Here is an 18,128-nt window from a genome sequence, read left to right as displayed (position 1 = left end):
AAGTCTGGTTCACAATGCGTCGCAGCACGATCTCACGGGTCGGGGCGCGGGACGGCGCTCTTCCTCATCGAAGTGGAAATCGCCATGCCTCTTGCTCTTTACGCCCTTGCCGCCGGTGCCTTCGGCATCGGCGTCACCGAATTTGTCATCATGGGTCTGCTGCTCGATGTCAGCAAGGATCTCGGCGTTTCGATCACGGCCGCCGGCCAGCTCATTTCGGGCTATGCGCTCGGCGTCGTCATCGGCGCGCCCCTGCTGACCATCGCCACCGGCAACTGGCCACGCAAGACCGTGCTTCTGGCGCTGATGGCGATCTTCACGCTTGGCAATCTCGCCTGTGCACTGGCGCCCGACTACTGGACGCTGATGGGCGCCCGCATCATCACCGCCTTCGCCCATGGCACCTTCTTCGGCGTCGGCTCTGTCGTCGCCACCGGGCTGGTCGCGCCCAACAGACAAGCCTCGGCGATCGCGCTGATGTTCACTGGGCTCACCATCGCCAACATCCTCGGCGTACCCTTCGGCACCTGGCTCGGCCAGGCCTTCGGCTGGCGGGCGACCTTCTGGGCGGTGACACTGGTCGGTCTGGCGGCCTTCGCCGTCATCCTGGCTCTGGTGCCGCGCAGCCGAACAGCGCCCGAAAAGAGCGATCTGCGCGCCGATCTCGCCGTTTTGCGCCGCACGCCTGTCCTGCTCGGTCTTGCCACCACCGTGCTCGGCTATGCCGGTGTCTTCGCCGTCTTCACCTATATCGCGCCGCTGCTGACCGAGATCAGCGGCTTCAAGGAAGCGGCCGTGTCGCCGATCCTGCTCGTCTTCGGTGGCGGCCTCATTGCCGGCAACTTGCTTGGCGGCAAGGTCGCCGACCGCTGGCTGGTGCCGGCCGTGCTGGGCAGTCTCGTGGTGCTGGCCCTGGTGCTCGCCACCATGACCTTCGCCATCCACAGCCAGGTGATGGCCGTCATCTATGTCGGTCTGCTCGGGGCCGCCGCCTTCGCCACCGTGGCGCCGCTGCAAATGTGGGTGCTGGAAAAGGCACAAGGTGCCGGCCAGAGCCTCGCCTCGTCCTTCAACATCGCCGCCTTCAATCTCGGCAATGCGGCAGGTGCCTGGCTTGGTGGTGCGGTGATTGCCCATGGCCTTGGCCTGGGCTCACTCACCTGGGTCGCCGCCCTGCTGCCGCTCGCGGCACTCGGTGTGGCGGGGCTGGCGCTGCGTCTCGATCGCACCGCCACGCTCGGCGAGCCTGCCTCCATCCGGTCGTGACCGTCCTCTGCAAACCCGCTTTCCACACCCTTCATTCCACAGGAGCAAAAAGATGGACTACCGACGTCTCGGTGCATCGGGCCTGAAAGTGCCCGCACTCTCATTTGGCGCGGGAACCTTTGGCGGTTCCGGCCCGCTGTTCGGCGCCTGGGGCAACAGCGACGCCAGGGAAGCGCGGCGGCTGATCGACATCTGCCTGGAGGCCGGCGTCAATCTGTTCGATACTGCCGACGTCTATTCGAACGGCGCCTCGGAAGAGGTGCTTGGCGAAGCGATAAAAGGCCGCCGCGATGCCGTGCTGATCTCGACCAAGACCGCGCTGCCGATGGGCGATGGGCCGGCCGACTATGGCTCGTCTCGGTCGCGGCTGATCAGATCCGTGGATGATGCGCTGAGGCGCCTCGGCACCGATTACATCGACCTGTTGCAACTGCACGCTTTCGACGCCGGGACGCCGATCGAGGAGGTCTTGTCGACGCTGGACGAACTCGTGCGCGCCGGCAAGCTGCGCTATGTCGGCATCTCCAATTTCTCCGGCTGGCAGGTGATGAAGTCGTTGGCGCAAGCCGACAGCCAAGGCTATCCACGCTATGTCGCGCATCAGGTCTACTATTCGCTGGTCGGGCGCGACTATGAATGGGAGCTGATGCCGCTCGGCCTCGACCAGGGCGTCGGCGCGCTGGTGTGGAGCCCGCTTGGCTGGGGCCGCCTGACCGGCAAGATCCGCCGTGGCCAGTCCTTGCCGGAAAAGAGCCGGCTGCACGACACGGCAAGCTTCGGACCGCCGGTCGAGGACGAGCATCTCTATCGGGTGATGGATGCGCTCGATGCGGTGGCGCTGGAAACCGGCAAGACCGTGCCGCAGATCGCCATCAACTGGCTGCTGCAGCGTCCGACTGTTTCCTCCGTCATCATCGGCGCCCGCAACGAAGAACAGCTGCGCCAGAACCTCGGCGCCGTCGGCTGGAATTTGACGCCGGAGCAGATCAGGAAACTCGACGCGGCAAGCGAAGTCACCGCGCCCTACCCGTACTTCCCGTATCGGCGGCAGGAAGGCTTTGCCCGGCTCAATCCGCCGGTGGTGTGAGCACTGGCGTTGAAGCTGCCAATCTCCCCCCTTGCGGGGGAGATCGGTTGTACCGCGTTCAGTGCAGCACGAACTCACCATCCACCTTGCGCCATTCATTCGGCGCGATCAGCTTCTGGTGGGTGTAGCTGATCGAATGCAGCGGCCCGTCCAGCTTGGCCTTCCAGAACTCGATGAACTTGATCAGTACCGGAAATTGTGGCGCCAGATCGTAGTCCTGCCAGATGAAGCTCTGCAACAGATGCGGATGATCGGGAAAGTGATAGAGAATCTTGGCCGTGGTCAGGCCATAGCCTTTGAGCATCAGGTCCATTTCGGAATGGTCGCGCATGGCAGTCCCCCTTGGGCGGTCCTGGTTGAGTCTCCTTTCCTCCCAACGTCAGAGTGTGCGCGCCGTTGCTTAACTGTCTATTGATTTTTCCTGATCGAAAACGGGTTTTCCGCGCGAAAACATGCAGTTAGCAGCGACGCTGATCGAGTGCTGACAGCGGCGGGAAAAACACCTGCGGCATCCCGCCGCGCGAATCCAACGTCTAATGTTGCCGTAACGGCGGAACTGGTAATAATGCCGCCGAATTCGCGGCCGTGCCGCTGCGATCCCGCCGACATTTCAAGCCGGCGATTGGTTCGGGAGGAAAGTCAGGAATGTCCGAGGTTCATGTCCATCGCGTCCAGCCGGCGTGGAAGAAAAACGCGCTGATCGACAATGACACCTACCTGAAATGGTATGCCGACAGCGTCAAGAACCCGGACAAATTCTGGGGCAAGCACGGCAAGCGCATCGACTGGTTCAAGCCCTACAGCAAGGTCAAGAACACCTCCTTCGACGGCAAGGTCTCGATCAAATGGTTCGAGGACGGACTGACCAATGTCTCCTACAACTGCATCGACCGGCACCTGAAGAAGCGCGGCGACCAGACCGCCATCATCTGGGAAGGCGACAATCCCTACGACGACAAGAAGGTCACCTACAACGAGCTCTACGAGCATGTCTCCCGGCTCGCCAATGTGATGAAGAAGCACGGCGTCAAGAAAGGCGACCGCGTCACCATCTACATGCCGATGATTCCGGAAGCGGCCTATGCGATGCTGGCCTGCACGCGCATCGGCGCCGTCCATTCGATCGTCTTCGGCGGTTTCTCGCCGGATGCGCTGGCCGGCCGCATCGACGACTGCAAGTCGACCTTCGTCATCACATCAGATGAAGGCCTGCGCGGCGGCAAGCCGATCCCTTTGAAGGAAAACACCGACAAGGCGATCGAGATCGCCGCGAAAGCCGGAACGAAAGTCGAAAAGGTGGTGGTCGTGCGCCGCACCGGCGGCAAGACCGGCTGGGTTCCCGGCCGCGACGTCTGGTACCACGACGAGATCGCGACGGTGAAAGCCGAATGCAAGCCCGAGAAGATGAAGGCCGAGGACCCGCTGTTCATCCTTTACACATCGGGCTCGACCGGCAAGCCGAAGGGCGTGCTGCACACCACCGCCGGCTATCTCGTCTACGTCTCGATGACGCACCAATATGTCTTCGACTACCATGACGGCGACATCTACTGGTGCACCGCCGATGTTGGCTGGGTCACCGGCCACAGCTACATCGTCTATGGCCCGCTCGCCAACGGCGCCACCACGCTGATGTTCGAAGGCGTGCCGAACTATCCGTCGCAGTCGCGCTTCTGGGAAGTCATCGACAAGCACAAGGTCAATATCTTCTACACCGCGCCGACGGCATTGCGCGCGCTGATGGGCGCCGGCGATGCGCACGTAAAGAAGACGTCGCGCAAGTCGCTGCGCGTGCTGGGTTCGGTCGGCGAGCCTATCAATCCGGAAGCCTGGGAGTGGTATTTCAACATCGTCGGCAACGGCAAGGTTCCGATCGTCGACACATGGTGGCAGACCGAGACCGGCGGCATCCTGATCACGCCGCTGCCGGGCGCCACCGACCTCAAGGCGGGTTCGGCGACACGGCCCTTCTTCGGCGTCAAGCCGCAGCTGGTCGACAGCGAGGGCAAGGTGCTGGAAGGTGCGGCCGACGGCAATCTGTGCATCACCGATTCTTGGCCCGGCCAGATGCGCACCGTCTATGGCGACCACGACCGCTTCGTGCAGACCTATTTTTCGACCTACAAGGGCAAGTACTTCACCGGTGACGGCTGTCGCCGCGACGCCGACGGCTATTACTGGATCACCGGCCGCGTCGACGACGTCATCAACGTCTCCGGCCATCGCATGGGCACGGCCGAGGTCGAATCCGCACTGGTCAGCCACGACAAGGTTTCGGAAGCCGCCGTCGTCGGCTATCCGCACGACATCAAGGGCCAGGGCATCTACTGCTACGTCACGCTGATGGCCGGCGAGCAGCCTAGCGAGGAACTGCGCAAGGAGCTGGTTGCCCATGTCCGCAAGGAGATCGGCGCCATCGCTTCGCCCGACAAGCTCCAGTTCGCGCCCGGCCTGCCGAAGACGCGTTCCGGCAAGATCATGCGCCGCATCCTGCGCAAGATTGCCGAGGACGATTTTTCAGCGCTCGGCGATACCTCAACGCTCGCGGATCCGGCCGTCGTCGATGATTTGGTCGCCAACCGGCAAAACAAGAAGAGCTGATGATGCAGGCCGCGCTCGGCACTGTCAGTGAACTCTGGCGCTATCCGGCGAGTTCGCTTGCCGGCGAGCGTCGGGAAACAATCTCGGTCGATATCGAGAGCATCGAGGGCGACCGCATGTTCGGCCTCGTCGACGCGTCCGACAATGAGATCGCGCGACCGGACCGCGACCCGAAATGGCACAAGGTGCCGCGCATCCGCACCCGGCTGTCGCCGACCCTGGAACTCGAGATTGCCGTTCCCGGGGACAACTGGCTGGCTGCGCCAAGTATCGAGAGCGACCGCGCGGTGTCGGCCTATCTCGGCTTCGAGGCCTCGATCCGACCGTTTCGCCGCGAGAATGCCGGACCTGACTATTCCGGCCCGCTGACCGCGGAGCGCTACCGCAAGGCGCCCATCCATCTGTTGACCACCGCCTCGCTGGCACGGCTCAAAGCGTTGCATCCGGAAGGGGTCGCCGACCCACGCCGCTTCCGCCCCAACATCGTCGTCGACATGACGGCAATCGAAGGGTCGTTTCCGGAAACGGAATGGATCGGCCGCAAGCTTGCCATCGGCGATCTCCTGCTGACTGTCTCCGAACCCTGCCGCCGCTGCGGTTTCACCATCGTCGCCCAGGATGGCTTCGACCATGATCCGGCGATCCTGCGCAACCTGGTCCGCCACAACGCCCACAATCTCGGCGTCTACTGCACGATCGACCGGCCGGCGCGCGTCGAAGTCGGCGACGCGATGCGCTTCGTGTAAGCTATCGATACAGATCTGCCCGCGTCGGCGGCAGGCCGCTTGGGCCGCGCGCGCGCTTGGTGACGACGGTCTGGAAAATCTGTGCCGAGGCACGTTCGAAGGTGATCGAACAGCCGGTCAGGTAGAGCAGCCATAGCCGCGCCCTGGCCTCGCCCACCTCGGCGATAGCCTCGTCGAAACGCGCGTGCAGGCGCTCGGCCCACAGGCGACAGGTGCGGGCGTAATGCTCGCGCAGATTCTCGACGTCGTAGACCAGGAAGCCGTGCGCCTCGAGATTGCCTGTTGTCATGCCGATCGTGTCGAGTTCGCCGCCGGGGAAAATGTATTTGATCAGCGCCTTGAACTCCGGCCCCTTGCGCAGGGTCTTCTTCATGTCGCCCTTGCTGCGCCTGGTGATGGCGTGATGCAGATAGATGCCGCCGGGCTTCAGCAGGCGGTGGACAGTTGAGAAATAGGTCGCGTGGTTGGCGAGCCCGAGATGCTCGAACATGCCGATCGACGAGATCTTGTCGAACGAGCCGGTGAGTTCGGCATAGGATTTGATCTCGATGGTGATGCGGTCCTCCAGACCCTCGGCGCGGATGCGTTCACGGGCAAGATTGGTCTGGGCCTGCGACAGCGAGACACCGTGGCCGATGACGCCATAGTTCTTCGCGGCATGGATGAGCATCGCTCCCCAGCCACAGCCGATGTCGAGCAGTCGTTCGCCAGGCTTCAGCCGGAGCTTGCGGCAGATATGGTCGAGCTTGTCGATCTGCGCTTGATCGATGCTGTTGGCGAAATCCTTGAAGTAGCCGCAACTGTAGACCATGCGCTCGTCAAGGAAGAGCCGGTAGAAGGCGTTCGAAATGTCATAGTGATGCTGGATCGCCTCCTGGCTCGAACCGCTAACATAGGGATTGCGCCCCGACAGATCGGTCCGCGCCGTCATCTGCCTGCGTGCCAAAAGCACGGAAGGCAGGTCGCGCAGGATCGCCATTTTCGGCAGCGATTTGAGCTTGGTTCTGAGCTTGCCTTGCGACGGCAGGGCGTAGAAGTCGAAAAACGTCCCGTCTTCGATATCGATCGTCTTGGAAATCCACATTTCGATCAGCGTCGACAGGGATGGTCGCTTCACCACCTGCCAGACGATGTCCTGGTCGTTGATGGTGAGCACTGGACCCGTGGCGGGGCCGATCCGCTCCCCGGTCCACAGCCTGACGGCAAAGCCCGGTTTCAGCGTCTCGACAACCGTCCGCACGATCCGCGCCGCTCTCTCGGCTGCCTCCATGCATCCCTCCCACAGGGGCCGACCCGGATTGCCGGCTCGGCTCTATGCCATGATCTTGCCTGCCCGGCCGACAGCCCGCAACCCAGTGTCGTGCCAAAAGCACCTTCCCACTTTTTCAAACCTGCGCCTTGTCTTTTGCTGCAACGCACCCCATCATGAGTATGTGTTCAACAAATCGAAAGGAGGTGATCCGATGTCGAGTGATTTCGTTTTCCAGAACGTGGCCTCAGCGGATTGCACTTTCGGGAAGCAGTCTTCCCGTTAAGGCGCGAAATGCGCGGCGGGTGACCTCATAGGTCATCGCCATAGGGCCGCGCCACGGACGGAAACACGGAAGGCCGCCGGCTTCGAAAGAAGCGGCGGCCTTTTCCGTTTGCGGACTAGACTACTGGGTCAATGCGACCTTTTCGGTGTTGCGGATGATTTCCTGAAAGGCGTCGTCCAATTCGGCTCCGGTGGACACGTCGAAGAAATGCCTCTTGGCGGCGGAGGCGTCCTTCGATGAACAGTCCTTCAGCACCGCCTTTGCCTGGTCCCGCTCGGTTGCCGACATGTCCTTGTTGTTCAGATCGAAGCCGATGGTGAAAATCTCGATGCCGTCATTTTTCATGTTGCCGCACAGCGTTCCGGCGTTGCCGCGCGCAAGGTTGCCCTGGCTGTTGTAGCTGTCCCCAGCACCGGCGAAGGCGGTATTGAATTGGCCATCGGTCATCAGGATCGCGACCTTGGCGATCTTCTTCGGATCGGCGTCCGAGGCGCCTTTGCCGAGACCGGCATTTCTGATCGCAGTGCGCCATTGCGGCGACAGCATATAGTAGGTCCACTGAATGGCGATCGCGCCGGCCGTGTAGCCATCGGCCTGGAAGTCCTCGATCGATTCAAGCAATGCATCGGAATCGGCGGTCAGCGGGATCACTTCCGCATCAGGGCACCTGTTCATGTCCCCGCCGAGATGATCGTCCCGATTGACCAGGGCATAATATTTCTTGCCTTCCTTGTCGGTGCGAACCGTGTCTGGGCCGTCGGCGCTCATATCCGCGTTGCCGTTCTTGTCCTTGCGCTCCGTGGCGCAGTTGTCGGGATGTGGCATCGCCGCGCCGACGATGGAGATGTACTCGCTGAAGGAGGGCAGCAGATTTTTGCCCGTCTTGGCGACGAGAAGCGGACTGCCGGCGACGGGTGGCAGTTCAGAGCTCCCTTGCTTCTCGGCATAGACGTTTTCCGCCAGCTTGCCGGCGTTCACACCTGATGCGTAAGGCACAATCGCGACGCGGATGCGGGGGTTCTTCGGATCCTGGTTCTGCAGCATCGTCCGGACGGCGTTTTTTGCAGCAGCTTTCAGATCGCCGATTTTGTCGACCTTGCCGCGCTTCCTCATCGACCCGGTCACATCGAGCATCATCGCCACTTCGATGGTCTTGTCCGAATAGAGCGCCGTCGTGGAGGCGGCGACGCGTTTCATGTCGCCCGTGCCAAAAATCGGGAAATACAGCCCGACATCGACATGGGCGTCGGCCTGGACCGTCTTGGCAGTCCTGTTGACGATCAGCTTGTCGAGTACGATCTGGTCGGCCTGCAGAATGCCTGCCTGGCTGTTGGCGTCGAGAAAGGCCTGCACCGATTTGTTGGCATCGGCTTCCTTGATGACACCGGTCGTCAGGTCGCGTGCCGTCGACGTGACCGCGGCGTCGACCACGCCCTGAAGGCTCGTTTTCGCATTGTAGAGCTGCGATACGTTGACCGAAAAGCCCACGGCCAGCGCCAAGACCGAGGCGCTAAGGCCGAACAGGACTGCGAAATTTCCACCGCGATCCCTGGCGAACCCGCCAACCGCGTGAACAAGACCCCCGTAATTTCGCATCCTACAGCCTCCACTCGCCTCGGCCTCGTCGCCGCGGAAAGGGCAATGCAGGATTCCCGCCGGATGACGCCCTAGCTGGGCGGAGAGCTGGCTTTCCAGTAGCAAGTCGCTGTTTTTGTTAAACTTTGGAACCAACAAAGGTGAACGGCTGGTAAACGGGAACGCACCATGGCGCTGGCGTTTACCAGCCGCTTACCATGATCTGGCCCGAGGCACCGCGACGCCGTCGACGGCGTCCTGTTGCGGCACAAGCTCACTGTGCCGAAGCGGACCATGTGTCCCGAAAGTTGCGGCCCGGAGAAAACCTCCTGACCACCCTGGAGCAGTTGCAACGGTAGGCCTCGCGACTACGCCAGCATCTGTGCGCTGACGGTCCTGTCGATGCCGTGGTAGGGCGGGTTGAACAGATTGCCTTCCTGTTCGTAGGTCCACACCTTGAACAGGCTGAGCCGGTGGGGGCCGAAACTGTGCAGCAGCGGCACGTCGGTGGCGTCGCGGCCGCGGGCGATGACGATACGGCCGGTTCTCGGCGTGTTGTGGCGAGGATCGAACGTGTACCATTTGCCGTCGAGGAACACTTCCAGCCACGCCGAGAAGTCCATCGGCGCCGGATCGGCTGGCACGCCGATATCGCCGAGATAGCCGTTCACGTAGCGTGCCGGAATGTTCATGCAGCGGCAAAGCGTGATCGCCAGATGGGCGAAGTCACGGCAGACCCCGACGCGCTCCTCATGCGCCTGCGCCGCGGTGCGGGTCGAGCGCGCATAGCCATAGCCGAACGACAGCCGGTTGTGGACATAATCGACGATCGCCTGCACGCGCGCCCAGCCGGACGGGATGTCGCCGAAGAGCTCCCAGGCCAGGCTGCTCAGATGATCCGTCTCGCAATAGCGGCTGCCCAGGAGATAACCGAGAACTTCGTCGGGCAGGTCCGCCACCGGCACTTCCCTGGCCAGCGTGTTGACCTCGTCCGTCTCGCCGCTGTCCTCGACGACCGCGTCATACAGGATGCGAAAACCACCGGCGGGTGCTGTGAAGCGCCGGCAGGCATTGCCATGCAGGTCATGGTACAGCCTTGTCGGCACCGCGGGCGAGGTCAGCACCCGCGTCTGCCGCTTGATGTCGGCCTGCCTGTCCCGATGGATCTCGAGCACTGAAATCACCGGCGTGGCGGCTACGCATTCGATGGCGATTTCGTAGCCGAGCCGGATCAGCATCGTTGGTCCCCCTTCGATCGTTGTTGTGAGAAGCAGTCCTTCCCAAACGCCCGGAGGATACCGCGGTTCCCTGGGCCGATCGAAAAGCCCACCCCGTGTCTTCCCCTGCCGCGGTCGAGAGGTTAGGTTCGGCAACCCCACCAGCGCTCCCCGAACTCAAGGAAAATCATGTATTCAGGCAGAAAATTCGCGGCCTTCCTCTTCGACATGGACGGCACCCTCATCAATTCCATCGCCTCGGCGGAACGGGTGTGGAGCGATTGGGCACGCCGCCAGGGCCTCGACGTTGCCGCCTTCCTGCCGACGATCCATGGCGTGCGCGCGATCGAGACCATCACCGGCCTGGCGCTGCCGGGCGTCGATCCGGCACACGAGGCTGATCTGCTGCTGAAGGCCGAGGCGGCCGATCTCGATGGCATTCTCCAGATCGCCGGCGCCGTGGCATTTCTCGATTCGCTGCCGCCCGAACGCTGGGCAATCGTCACCTCCGCCCCGCGCGAGCTGGCGCTGTTGCGCATGAAGGCCGCCGGCATCCCCGTCCCGGGCGTCATCGTCGCGGCGGAAGATGTCTCCCGCGGCAAGCCGGCGCCCGATTGCTTCCGGCTTGGCGCGGAACGGCTCGGCTTCGACGCGCGCGATTGCCTCGTCTTCGAGGATGCTCCAGCTGGCATAGCGGCAGCCGAAGCGGCGGGCGCGGCGGTCATGGTCATCAGCGCCACGCACAAGCACCCCTTGCCAACGCAACATGCCGCGATCGCAGGCTACGACATGGTCGGCATCACGGTCGACGAGCGTGGCTGGATCGCGCTCGAGCCGCAGCGCAACGCTGCGTAGGGAGGCATCTAGAAGTCGCTGGTCAGGCCCTTTACTTCCCAGTCGCCGTAGCGCCCTGGCTCCTTGCCGCCGCGGCCGCCGATCTCCTTCGGCAGCGCGACCTCCTTTTCGCGGTAGTCTTCCCGCCGCGCTGCGGCCTCGGCCAACGCACGGCGTGCGGCCGGCGCTAGCTCTCTTTGCGATGCCGCTTCGGCAGGAGCGGCGCCTGTTTTACTGATTTCGTCGGTCATGCGATAATCTCGGTAGATTGAGTCCAGTCAGCAGATTGAGTCCAGTCAATTGAAACAGGAACTGGCGTTTCCCATCATATAGCCATGAACCCACGACGATCGACCCCTTTTCGCTATCCCCCGGACAGGAGCAGACGATGAACACCATCCGCACCGCCATGCTTCTTGCCGCGATGACCGCGCTGTTCATGGGCGTCGGCTTTTTGATCGGCGGAACCGGCGGCATGATGATCGCGCTGCTGATCGCCGCCGGCACCAACCTGTTCAGCTACTGGAATGCCGACAAGATGGTGCTGTCGATGAACCGTGCCGTCGAGGTCGATGAAAGGAACGCGCCCGAATATTACGCCATCGTCCAGGCAATGGCCAAACAGGCCGGCCTGCCGATGCCGAAGACCTATCTGATCGACAACCCGCAGCCGAACGCCTTTGCCACCGGCCGCAATCCGCAGAATGCGGCGGTGGCTGCCTCCACCGGCCTGTTGCAGGCGCTGACGCCTGAAGAGGTCGCGGCGGTCATGGCGCACGAGCTCGCCCATGTGCAGCATCGCGACACGCTCACCATGACGATCGTCGCCACCTTTGCCGGCGCCATTTCAATGCTCGGCAATTTTGCCTTCTTTTTCAGCGGCAACCGCGACAACAACCCGTTCGGCTTTGTCGGCGTGCTGGTTGCGATGATCGTGGCTCCGTTTGCAGCGATGGTCGTGCAGATGGCGGTCAGCCGGACCCGCGAATACGAGGCCGACCGGCGTGGCGCCGAAATCTGTGGACACCCGCTCTGGCTGGCATCGGCGCTTGACAAGATCGCCCGCGGCGCCGAACGCATCCGCAACCCCGATGCCGAGCGAAATCCCGCGACCGGGCATCTCTTCATCATCAATCCTCTTCACGGCGAGCGCATGGACAGCCTGTTCTCCACCCACCCCGCCACTGAGAACCGCATCGCAGCCTTGCAAGCGATGGCGCGCGACATGGCCGGCAGCCAAACCCAGGCCGCCCAGCGCCAGGCCCCAACGCCACGCCAGGCGGACGAACTACGGCCATCCGGCCCATGGGATCAGGCAGCGCGGCCCGAGCAGTCGGCGGAGCCCGCCCAGCCGAAGTCCAACCCGTGGGGTCGCAATCCGACCGGGCCCAAGGGCCGGTGGTCGTGAGCGTGGCGGACAGAGGACCACGACGCACTGTTTCAAGTGATCAGGAACACAGGGACGGCGGCGACTTCGTTGCCGGCCTCGCCGCCCGCAAGGCGGCGGCGCGCCTGCTTGCCGCCGTCATCGACGCCAGGACGCCGCTTGATGGGCTGACCGATCACGAGAACGGCCACCCGCAATACAAGGCGCTCGACTTGCGCGATCGCGGCCTGGTCCGCGCCATCCTGGTCACCGCGCTACGCTATCGCATGACCATATCAGGGCTGCTGGCGAGGCGCCTGGAAAAACCGCTGCCGCCCAATGCCACCGCTTTGTCGCACATATTGCATGTGGCCGCAGCACAGATCCTGTTCCTCGATATTCCCGACAGCGCCGCCGTCGACATTGCGGTGACCCATGCCAAGTCCGATCCGCGCACGGTGCGCTTCTCCGGCCTCGTCAATGGCGTTCTGCGCACGTTGGCACGGGCCAAGGAAACGGAATTGCCTGCCGCCCTTGCCGCCACCGACGAGGCGCCCAAATGGTTTTCCGACAGGCTGAAGACCACCTACGGCAACGAGAAGGCCAGACAGATCCTCGAAGCACATCGCGTTGAGGCGCCGGTCGACTTCTCGGTCAAGGCCGATCCCGGTCTCTGGGCCGAAAAGCTCGGCGGCATCGTCCTGCAGACAGGCACGGTGCGAGTCGAGAATCTTGTCGGTGCTGTCACTGAATTGCCTGGCTTTGCCGAGGGCGCCTGGTGGGTCCAGGACGCCGCGGCCAGCCTGCCCGCCCGGCTGTTCGGCGATGTCACGGGATTGCGGGTTGCCGATCTCTGCGCCGCGCCCGGCGGCAAGACCGCGCAGCTGATCGTTGCCGGCGCGAAGGTCACCGCCGTCGACACGTCAAAAAACCGGCTCGTGCGGCTGACGCAGAATCTCGACCGTCTCGGCCTGTCGGCCGAAATCGTCCAGGCCGACCTGCTCAAATATGAGCCGGAAGAACTCTTCGACGCGATCCTCCTCGACGCGCCCTGCTCGTCGACCGGCACGGTGCGGCGGCATCCCGACGTGCCATGGACCAAGACTTCGGCCGATGTCGAAAAACTGGCCGACCTGCAACGCAGGCTGCTCGCCCGCGCCGTCACCCTGGTGAAGCCCGGCGGCACGATCGTCTTTTCCAACTGTTCGCTCGACCCGCTCGAGGGCGAGGATCTCTATCGCGCCTTTCTGGCCGGCACGCCTGAAATCACCAACGATCCGTTGCGGCAAGGCGAGATCGCCGGCATCGATCCGTTCCTGACGCCGCAGGGCACGTTGCGCACCACGCCCGCCGACCTGGACCTCGGCGCGCCGGAGCGCTCGGGCCTCGACGGCTTCTTCGCCGCTCGCATGCGGCGAGCCGGCTAGGGATTGAACTGCCGGATCTACTGACTTTTTAGGCAGGATCGGGGGCAAAACCAGGTGAACCGGCGTGGGCTCGTGGAATTCGCCTTCGCACGAATCGTGCAATCATGTAGACTCGGCGCCGGGGTAGAGGACGATCAGGAGGGGTTTTGGCACTTGCTGCCAGCAGCACGACGCGTCTATGGACGCTTGTCGCGAAGGAGTTCTGGCGCAAAACGCGCCGGCGCCTGCGCGCCGGGCCTGTCTATCGCTGGCGCTATTCCGGCCGCACGCCGGAACGTGTGCTGATCGCACCGCCGGACCTGCGCCTCGCCGACCCGCAGATCGCACTCGAGATCTATTACGGCCGTTATCCCCTGTCGGGGCATCTCGTCGAGACCGGCGGCAAGTCGCCTTTCCAGATCAACGTGCCCAATCACGGCTGGCAGAAGACGCTGCACGGCTTTCGCTGGCTGCGCCATATGCGCGCCGCCGGCACCGAGCTTGCCGCCGCCAATGCCCGCGCCCTGGTCTCCGACTGGATCACCATGCATGGCAGCCATATTTCCGGCATCGCCTGGGAGCCGGGCACGACGGCCAAGCGCATCATCGCCTGGTTGCAGCACTCCTCGGTCGTATTGCAGGGCGCCGAGTTCCCTTTCTACCGCGCCTTCCTGAAATCGGTTGCCATCCAAATCCGCTACCTCAGGTCGATGGCGCGCGAAATGCCCGACGGCAAGGACAGGCTGCGGGCCCGCATCGCGCTCGCCTTCGCTGCCTTGTCCCTGCCGGCGCCGGCATCGGCCCTGCGGGGCGCGACCCGCAATCTTGCCGAGGAACTCGACCGCCAGATCCTCGCAGATGGCGGGCACATTTCGCGCAATCCGATGGTCGTCCTGGAAATCCTCGCCGACCTTCTGCCGCTGCGCCAGACTTATGCCAACCAGGCGGAAACGCCGCCGCAGGCGCTGATCGGCGCCATCGACCGCATGCTGCCGGCGCTGCGCTTCTTCCGCCATCAGGATGGCAGCCTCGCCCGCTTCAACGGCATGGGCGCCACCATCCACGACCGCATCGCCACCATTCTGCGCCACGACGACACCGCTGGCGCGCCGCTGCTGCATGCGCCGCATTCCGGCTATGAGCGCCTGTCGATGGGCGGCACCACGGTCATCGCCGACACCGGCCCGCCGCCGCCGATCGATGTGTCCAACGCCGCACACGCCAGCTGCCTCGCCTTCGAACTGTCGTCCGGCCGCCAGCACTACATCGTCAATGCCGGCATTGACACCTATGGCGCGGCTGAATTCCGGCCGCTGGCGCGCGCCACCGCCGCGCACTCGACCGCCACCATCAACGACACCTCGTCGGCGCGCTTCAGCCATTCGTTGCGCGTCAACGACCTGCTCGGTTCGCCGCTGATCGGCGGCCCGCAGCATGTGCAGTGCAAGCGCACCGACCAGAAGGGCGTTCAGGGCTTCATCGCCCGCCATGACGGCTATGTCCCGCGCTTCGGCTTCCTGCATGAGCGCGAGCTGAAACTGTCGTCGAACGGCAATGTGCTGGCTGGCCGCGACCGCTTCCAGCGCCCCGGCAATACGGCGATCCGCAACAATGGGCGCGACTTCGTCACCGTCCGCTTTCACGTTCATCCCGACGTCAACCTTTTGCAGGACGAGCATGACCGCCTGGTGCTGGCCGCCGATCAGGCCGACACCTGGGTGTTCACAGCAGCCGAAGTGGTGCCGGAGGTCGAGGAATCGATCTATTTCGCCGGCCTTGGCGGCCCGCGCCGCAGCCGCCAGATCGTGCTTGCCTTCAAGGCTTCGGAAATCGCCGAAGTCCACTGGCAGCTGACCCGCACCAGCATCGCCGGCTACCCGGAAAACAACTGACCCTCCTGACAGGGCTTCGAACTCAGGTTAACAAAAGGCCTGACGACAACCAGTTTGGGGCATCGGCAGCTTTAGTGCCGGCAGCTTTCCCACGATAGGAATTTTTTCTTGACTCCGTGCCCTCAGCTATGGTACATTTTTGCCTATGGTGCTGATTTGCGCCAGTGGCCCGCCGCATAGGCGGGTTTTTTCGTTGTGCTCCGTCAGCCAACGCGCCTGCGAAGTCTCCGAAGAAACCCGTTAACACGGATTCGTTGCCTTGCCCCAACCTGACCGCCGGTTTGATTTCCGGGCGGCATGTGCTACGGGCGCGGGCATCCACCACACCAGTCGTGAAAGGCCGCCAGCCCATGGCCGTCGCCGCCAAGAACATTCCCGCACCAGACCTTGTTCCCGTGCGTCGCGCCCTGCTCTCCGTTTTCGACAAGACGGGCCTTATCGATTTCGCCAAAGCGCTGACAGCGGCCGGTGTCGAACTGGTCTCGACCGGCGGCACGGCAAAGGCGATCACCGAGGCGGGCCTGGCGGTGCGCGACGTCTCCGAGCTCACCGGTTTCCCCGAGATCATGGACGGCCGCGTCAAGACCTTGCATCCCGGCGTGCATGGCGCGCTGCTTGGCGTGCGCGACGATCCGGAGCATTCCGCGGCAATGCGCAAATACGGCATCGAGCCGATCGATCTCGTCGTCTCCAATCTCTATCCGTTCGAGGAGGTCCGCCGCTCCGGCGCCGACTACGCGTCGATCGTCGAAAACATCGACATTGGCGGCCCGGCGATGATCCGCGCCTCGGCCAAGAACCACGCCTATGTCGCCATCGTCACCGATCCCGGCGATTACGCTTCGGTGCTGAATGCGCTGGAGATGAACATCGGCTCGCTGTCGCTGGATTTCCGCAAGAAGCTGGCGGCCAAGGCCTTTGCCCGCACCGCCAGCTATGACGCGGCGATCTCCGGCTGGTTCGCCGAGGCGCTCGAGATCGAACATCCGACATGGCGCGCCTTTGGCGGCAGGCTGGTCGAGGTGATGCGCTATGGCGAGAACCCGCATCAGAGCGCCGGCTTCTATGTCAACGGCGACAAGCGCCCGGGCGTCGCCACGGCACGCCAGCTGCAGGGCAAGCAGCTATCCTACAACAACATTAACGACACCGACGCCGCCTTCGAATTGGTCGGCGAGTTCGACCCCGATCTTTCCGCCGCCGTCGCCATCATCAAGCACGCCAATCCGTGCGGCGTTGCCGAAGGCGCCTCGCTGAAAGCCGCCTACGCCAAGGCGCTGGCCTGCGACCCGGTCTCGGCCTTCGGCGGCATCATCGCCGTCAACCGCACCCTCGACGCCGAGGCGGCGGAAGAGATCGTCAAGACCTTCACCGAAGTGATCATCGCACCCGGCGCGACCGGCGAGGCCGCGGCAATCGTTGCGGCAAAGAAGAACCTGCGCCTGCTGGTCACCGGCGGCCTGCCGGATCCGCGCACGCCTGGCACAACGGTCAAATCCGTCGCCGGGGGCTTGCTCATCCAGGGCCGGGACAATGCCGTGGTCGACGACCTCGAGCTGAAGGTGGTGACGAAGCGCGCGCCGACAGCGGCCGAAATGGCCGACCTCAAATTCGCTTTCCGCATCGCCAAGCATGTCAAGTCGAACGCCATCGTCTACGTCAAGGACGGCGCTACCGTCGGCATCGGCGCCGGCCAGATGAGCCGGGTCGATTCCTCACGCATCGCCGCCCGCAAGGCGCTCGACGCGGCCGAGGCCGCCGGCCTTGCCGAACCGCTGACCAAGGGCTCGGTCGTCGCCTCCGACGCCTTTTTCCCCTTCGCCGATGGGTTGCTGTCGGCGATTGCCGCAGGCGCCACCGCCGTCATCCAGCCGGGCGGCTCGATGAACGACAAGGACGTCATCGCCGCCGCCGACGAGCACCGCATCGCCATGGTGTTTACGGGCGTGCGGCATTTCAGGCATTGAGCGTTCTTCCTTCTCCCCTTGCAGGAGAAGACCCACGACACGGGGCGTTAACCCCGTCTAGGCGACACTTGAAACACGTTGTGATTCGCCTACCTGACTTAATTAGGCCAGAGTGTTCACGTTCCGTTCTCTGTGACTCAGAAAGCACTCTCACGGAGAATGTGACGAAAACGTGTCGAGACCATATCCGAATCAATGGTGATTCGATCTTGTGGAAAAGAACTAAAGCAGCACTGGAGGGTTATTGATGAAACTAAAGATCAAGCAGATTGGCGAAGGAAACCATCCGGGTGAGGTAGTTGTGTCGCTCGACACAACCACAGGAACTGAACGTTTGGTGGTGCATCATCGTTCGTTAAGTGGCGATAGTTTGGACATTGGCTGGCCGGTTGATCGGGAGGACTCAAACCTCCTAGTTGAATTGCCGCGTGAAACTATCAATGGTTCATGGCGGGTGTGGGTTCCGCAGGGGTTAGTCGTAGAATAACCTAACAAAAATGGGGGGGGGGGGGGGGGGGGAAATTGATATTTACCAAGAAAGAGAATAAAAGCCAAAACAGCCAAGAGGGGATCGATAATGCCCCGGGCCCGTAGATTACATTTAACAGCAAACCCAGTGTGGCGGTGACGCTGGGG

15 protein-coding genes are annotated in these 18,128 nt (G+C 63.2%); 10 read left to right on the top strand and 5 right to left on the bottom strand.

Annotated elements, in window-relative coordinates; all coding sequences use genetic code 11:
* The first annotated feature begins 84 nt into the window (after positions 1-84).
* Together NKI99_RS15285 and NKI99_RS15280 are read left to right on the top strand one after the other, a co-directional pair.
* Positions 85-1,266 (top strand): MFS transporter, encoded by a 1,182-nt coding sequence (locus tag NKI99_RS15285; protein ID WP_128304068.1) that lies wholly within the window; start codon positions 85-87, stop codon positions 1,264-1,266.
* A gap of 52 nt (positions 1,267-1,318) precedes the next feature.
* Positions 1,319-2,353, top strand: coding sequence for an aldo/keto reductase (locus tag NKI99_RS15280; RefSeq protein WP_352611350.1), 1,035 nt, complete (start codon positions 1,319-1,321; stop codon positions 2,351-2,353).
* 58 nt (positions 2,354-2,411) lie between these two features.
* Here NKI99_RS15280 and NKI99_RS15275 read toward each other — a convergent pair whose 3' ends face one another.
* The gene (locus NKI99_RS15275) at positions 2,412-2,684 is read right to left on the bottom strand and encodes an usg protein (RefSeq protein WP_109664371.1); all 273 of its coding nucleotides are present in this window, start codon (positions 2,682-2,684) and stop codon (positions 2,412-2,414) included.
* A gap of 314 nt (positions 2,685-2,998) precedes the next feature.
* On the opposite strand from NKI99_RS15275, the gene acs reads away from it, so the two are divergent.
* Together acs and NKI99_RS15265 are read left to right on the top strand one after the other, a co-directional pair.
* Complete coding sequence (gene acs, locus NKI99_RS15270) at positions 2,999-4,954, top strand: acetate--CoA ligase (RefSeq protein WP_352611349.1); 1,956 nt, start codon at positions 2,999-3,001, stop codon at positions 4,952-4,954.
* Positions 4,955-4,956: 2 nt separating this feature from the next.
* A complete protein-coding gene (locus NKI99_RS15265) occupies positions 4,957-5,700 on the top strand; it encodes an MOSC domain-containing protein (RefSeq protein WP_352555461.1) in 744 nt (247 codons plus the stop codon).
* 1 nt (position 5,701) lies between these two features.
* Here the strand turns inward: NKI99_RS15265 and NKI99_RS15260 are convergent, their stop codons facing one another.
* The 3 genes from NKI99_RS15260 to NKI99_RS15250 form a co-directional block, all read right to left on the bottom strand.
* Positions 5,702-6,970, bottom strand: a complete 1,269-nt coding sequence (locus tag NKI99_RS15260) for a class I SAM-dependent methyltransferase (protein WP_352441020.1) — start codon at positions 6,968-6,970, stop codon at positions 5,702-5,704.
* Between the two features lie 385 nt (positions 6,971-7,355).
* The gene (locus NKI99_RS15255; RefSeq protein ID WP_352611347.1) at positions 7,356-8,831 is read right to left on the bottom strand and encodes a TadE/TadG family type IV pilus assembly protein; all 1,476 of its coding nucleotides are present in this window, start codon (positions 8,829-8,831) and stop codon (positions 7,356-7,358) included.
* Positions 8,832-9,178: 347 nt separating this feature from the next.
* The gene (locus tag NKI99_RS15250; RefSeq protein ID WP_023811738.1) at positions 9,179-10,048 is read right to left on the bottom strand and encodes a transglutaminase-like domain-containing protein; all 870 of its coding nucleotides are present in this window, start codon (positions 10,046-10,048) and stop codon (positions 9,179-9,181) included.
* A 168-nt stretch (positions 10,049-10,216) separates the two neighbouring features.
* Here NKI99_RS15250 and NKI99_RS15245 point away from each other — a divergent pair, with 168 nt between their 5' ends.
* Entirely contained in the window at positions 10,217-10,882 is a 666-nt protein-coding gene (locus tag NKI99_RS15245; protein WP_352611346.1) for an HAD-IA family hydrolase, read from the top strand.
* An 8-nt stretch (positions 10,883-10,890) separates the two neighbouring features.
* Here the strand turns inward: NKI99_RS15245 and NKI99_RS15240 are convergent, their stop codons facing one another.
* Positions 10,891-11,112: a DUF1674 domain-containing protein gene (locus NKI99_RS15240; RefSeq protein ID WP_023811736.1), complete on the bottom strand. Its 222-nt coding sequence runs from the start codon at positions 11,110-11,112 to the stop codon at positions 10,891-10,893.
* 137 nt (positions 11,113-11,249) lie between these two features.
* Here NKI99_RS15240 and htpX point away from each other — a divergent pair, with 137 nt between their 5' ends.
* From htpX to NKI99_RS15215, 5 genes are all read left to right on the top strand, one after another.
* Positions 11,250-12,269, top strand: coding sequence for a zinc metalloprotease HtpX (htpX, locus tag NKI99_RS15235; RefSeq protein WP_352611345.1), 1,020 nt, complete (start codon positions 11,250-11,252; stop codon positions 12,267-12,269).
* Positions 12,266-13,654 carry an RsmB/NOP family class I SAM-dependent RNA methyltransferase gene (locus tag NKI99_RS15230; RefSeq protein WP_352611344.1) on the top strand — a complete coding sequence of 463 codons (1,389 nt, stop codon included), beginning with the start codon at positions 12,266-12,268 and terminating at the stop codon, positions 13,652-13,654. The genes htpX and NKI99_RS15230 overlap by 4 nt, the downstream gene beginning before the upstream one ends.
* 146 nt (positions 13,655-13,800) lie before the next feature.
* Positions 13,801-15,525 carry a heparinase II/III family protein gene (locus NKI99_RS15225; RefSeq protein ID WP_352611343.1) on the top strand — a complete coding sequence of 575 codons (1,725 nt, stop codon included), beginning with the start codon at positions 13,801-13,803 and terminating at the stop codon, positions 15,523-15,525.
* A gap of 350 nt (positions 15,526-15,875) precedes the next feature.
* The gene (gene purH / locus NKI99_RS15220; RefSeq protein WP_352611342.1) at positions 15,876-17,492 is read left to right on the top strand and encodes a bifunctional phosphoribosylaminoimidazolecarboxamide formyltransferase/IMP cyclohydrolase; all 1,617 of its coding nucleotides are present in this window, start codon (positions 15,876-15,878) and stop codon (positions 17,490-17,492) included.
* Between the two features lie 247 nt (positions 17,493-17,739).
* Positions 17,740-17,979, top strand: coding sequence for a hypothetical protein (locus NKI99_RS15215; protein WP_352441028.1), 240 nt, complete (start codon positions 17,740-17,742; stop codon positions 17,977-17,979).
* Positions 17,980-18,128 lie beyond the last annotated feature (149 nt).

This window comes from Mesorhizobium sp. M0239 (genome assembly GCF_040321815.1).
GTDB lineage: Bacteria > Pseudomonadota > Alphaproteobacteria > Rhizobiales > Rhizobiaceae > Mesorhizobium.
Note: the sequence above shows the minus strand (reverse complement) of the source record. Positions and strands in the feature narration are given on the sequence as shown.